We start from the raw sequence: 3,384 nt of genomic DNA, 5'->3' as shown, positions 1-3,384 counted from the left end.
CGGCCGTTCGCCGGTGGCTGGGTCCTTGGGATTCATGTCACTATCCTATCCGCTGCGCCCCCTGGGGCAGGTGGGCGCGGGGACCCCAAACCCGAAGCCAAGTTAAGCGTTTGACGTAAAGCGCTTAACGGAGCAGAATCTTCCCAGAACCAAGCTCTGTACCGGCCCAAGCGGCCGGTTCCCCAATGATGTGGAGGACCTGATGGCCGTGACGAACCCCGATGCGCCGCGCAAGATCATCCTGGACTGCGACCCCGGGCATGACGACGCGGTGGCTCTGCTGCTGGCCCATGGCAACCCGCGGATCGACCTGCTGGCCGTCACCACCGTGGTGGGCAACCAGACCTTGGAAAAGGTCACCGCCAACGCGCTGGCCGTGGGAACCATCGCCGGAATCACCGGTGTTCCCTTCGCCGCCGGTTGTGCCCGGCCGCTGGTGCGCACCATTGAAAACGCCCCCGACATCCACGGGGATTCGGGGATGGATGGACCGCTGCAGCCGGAACCGGCCATTGAACTGGATCGGCGCCACGCCGTGGACCTGATCATCGAGACGATCATGAGCCACGAACCGGGGGAAATCACCCTGGTGCCCACCGGCGGGCTGACCAATATTGCGCTTGCCGCCCGCAAGGAACCACGCATCGTCGAGCGCGTGCGTGAAGTGGTGCTCATGGGCGGGGGCTGCCATGTCGGCAACTGGTCGGCCGTGGCCGAGTTCAACATCAAGATCGACCCCGAGGCCGCGCACATCGTCTTCAACGAATCCTGGCCGGTGGTGATGGTGGGCCTGGACCTGACGCACCAGGCGCTGGCGACCGACGAGGTCATCGAACGGATCGAAGCGGTGGGCACCGCACCGGCCCGCTTCGTGCGCGAACTGATGGACTTCTTCAAGGCCGCCTACAAGGACGCCCAGGCTTTGACGCCCCACCGGTGCACGACCCTGCGCAGTTGCCTACGTCATCGACCCCACCGTGGTCTCCACCGTCAAGGTGCCGGTGGACATTGAACTGTCCGGCGCACTGACCCTGGGCATGACCGTCGCCGACTTCCGCGCCCCGGCCCCCGCCGACTGCAACACCTCGGTGGCAATGGAGCTGGACCACGAACGCTTCTGGGACCTGGTGATCCAGGCGCTGCACAACATCGGTGAAGTCCAGCTGCCCACCGCACAGAACGCCGGTGCCCGGTGAGCGCCCCAGCGATGCCGGGAACCGACCGGCGCAATGCCGCGGGGTTGATGATCGCCCTGCTCACCGCCTGCGTGGCCTTCCAGCTCAACGCCTCCATGCTGTCCCCGGCCCTGGTCACCATGGGCGAGGAACTGAACGCCGACCAGGCCTCCATCGGGCTGAGCCAGACCTGGTTCTTCACCACGGCGGCACTGTTCTCCCTCTTCCTGCCGCGCTTCAGCGATGTGGTGGGGCGCAAGCGGGTGCTGGTGGGCATGATGCTGGCCACCGCCGTCGGTTCGATGATCGCGGCGCTGGCCCCCAACATCGGGTGGCTGTTCGTCGGGCGCATCATCCAGGGTGTCTCCGGGCCCACCGTGCCACTGTGCCTGCTGATGCTGCGCAGCGCGGTGAGCGACCCGAAACGCTACGGCACCCTCATGGGATTGATCCTGCCGTGAACGGCGGGGTGGCCGGGGTGGACTCCTTCCTCGGCGGCTACCTGGCTGAGAACTTCGGGTTCCGCTCGATCTTCTGGTTCATGGTCGTGCTCGCCCTGCTGGCCACCGTCGCGGTGGCGATGCTGTGCACCGAAAGCAAGCCGCAGGCGGGGACCGGCATGGACTGGCGCGGAGTCATCTACATTGTGATCGCCGTGGGTGCGCTGCTCACGGCCCTGAACGAGGCGGCCACGCTCATTGGCGCCTTCAGCACCGACACGCTGCTGATCTCACTGGCGCTGCTGGCGCTCGCCGGACTGTGCTTTGCCGCGTTCTGGCGCACCGAACAGCGGGTCGCCGAGCCGATGGTGCAGATCCGCCATCTGCGCCTGCGTTCCACCTGGGCGCCGTTGTTGACCACCCTGCTGACGATGACCGGTATTTTCGCCGTCATCAACGGGATCATCCCGGCCTTCGTCCAGGCCGCCGAGCCCGGCTTCGGCATCGGGGCCACCCAGACCGCGCTGCTGATCCTGACCCCGTACGCCCTGCTGGGCTGGGTGTTCGGCCCCATCAGCGGACGGCTGGCCCCGGTCCTTGGCTACACCACGGTGCTGCGCGCCGGAATGATCGGCTCCATCCTGTCCCTGGTGCTGATCCTGGTCCTGGGCCTGAACTCCCTGCCGTGGATGATCGCCGGCAGCGCGTTGTTGGGCATCTGCTATGCCGGTACGGTGAACATCATGCTCAACGGACTGGGCGTGGTCCTCTCACCCCCGGGCAACCCGGGCTTCCTGCCGGGGATGAACGCCGGGGCGTTTAACCTCGGTGCCGGGGTCAGCTTCCTGCTGCTGCCGGCCGTGCAGGTGGCCGCGGCGCCGCTGGGCGTACACGGGTCCTACCTGGCCGTGCTGGTCACCGGCCTGGTCATTACCGTGCTGGCCCTGGCCACGTCGTTGTTGATTCCCAAGCCCGTCGATGCGGAGGTCGAGGCATGAACGCCACACCAGGACGAGAAATTATCGTAGTCGGATCGCTGAACGCCGATTTGGGGATCTACACCCACCGCCACCCCCAGCCCGGGGAAACCCTGCACGGGCACGGCTTCAACGTCGGGCCGGGCGGCAAGAGCGCCAACCAGGCCGTGGCCGCCGCGAAACTGGGGGGCGGGGTGGCCCTGATCGGAGCCGTGGGCAACGACGCGAACGGTGCGATGCTGCTGGATTCCTGCCGGGCCGCCGGAGTTGACGTCTCCAGCGTCTACCGCCGGGGACAGGTGGAGACCGGGGTCGCGGTGATCACGGTGGATGCCAGCGGGAGAACACCATTGTCATTTCCGCCGGCGCGAACGGCACCCTGGACCGTGAGGATGTGGAGCAGGAGGAGCAGCGCTTTGCCCGGGCCGGCGTGGTCTGCCTGTGCTGGAGGTCGCCCCCGATACAGTGCTGGCCGCCGCGCAGGCCGGCCAGCGGCATGGCGCCACCGTGCTGCTGAACCTTTCCCCCTACGCGGAGGTGGACCCGGCGCTGGTCCAGGCCACCGACGTGCTGCTGGTCAACGTGCATGAGGCTTCCCAGTTCCTGGCGGGCAGCCGCTGCCCGATGCCCAGGCGCCCCTCGCGGCCTGGTCTGCGGTGACCGACCTGCTTAGCACGCGGGGGATCAGGAATGCGGTCATCACCCTGGGCAGTGCAGGCTCGGTGGTGCTCCAGGCCGGGATCGAGGCGGTGCGCATCGCTCCGACCAAGGTCAAGGCGATTGACACCACTG

General features: G+C 67.3%; 1 protein-coding gene and 3 pseudogenes. All 4 read left to right on the top strand.

Annotated features, from left to right (window positions below; translation table 11 throughout):
- Positions 1-202 precede the first annotated feature (202 nt).
- A pseudogene (locus tag JCM19049_RS10070) lies at positions 203-1,196 on the top strand (nucleoside hydrolase).
- A gap of 11 nt (positions 1,197-1,207) precedes the next feature.
- A pseudogene (locus tag JCM19049_RS10065) lies at positions 1,208-2,613 on the top strand (MFS transporter).
- Positions 2,610-2,963 (top strand): annotated as a pseudogene (locus tag JCM19049_RS22595) (PfkB family carbohydrate kinase); the annotation flags it as partial. The pseudogenes JCM19049_RS10065 and JCM19049_RS22595, both read left to right, overlap by 4 nt.
- Positions 2,964-3,033: 70 nt before the next feature.
- Complete coding sequence (locus JCM19049_RS22590; RefSeq protein WP_054821516.1) at positions 3,034-3,252, top strand: hypothetical protein; 219 nt, start codon at positions 3,034-3,036, stop codon at positions 3,250-3,252.
- Positions 3,253-3,384 lie beyond the last annotated feature (132 nt).

It is taken from the genome of Arthrobacter sp. JCM 19049 (genome assembly GCF_001310435.1).
Note: the sequence above shows the minus strand (reverse complement) of the source record. Positions and strands in the feature narration are given on the sequence as shown.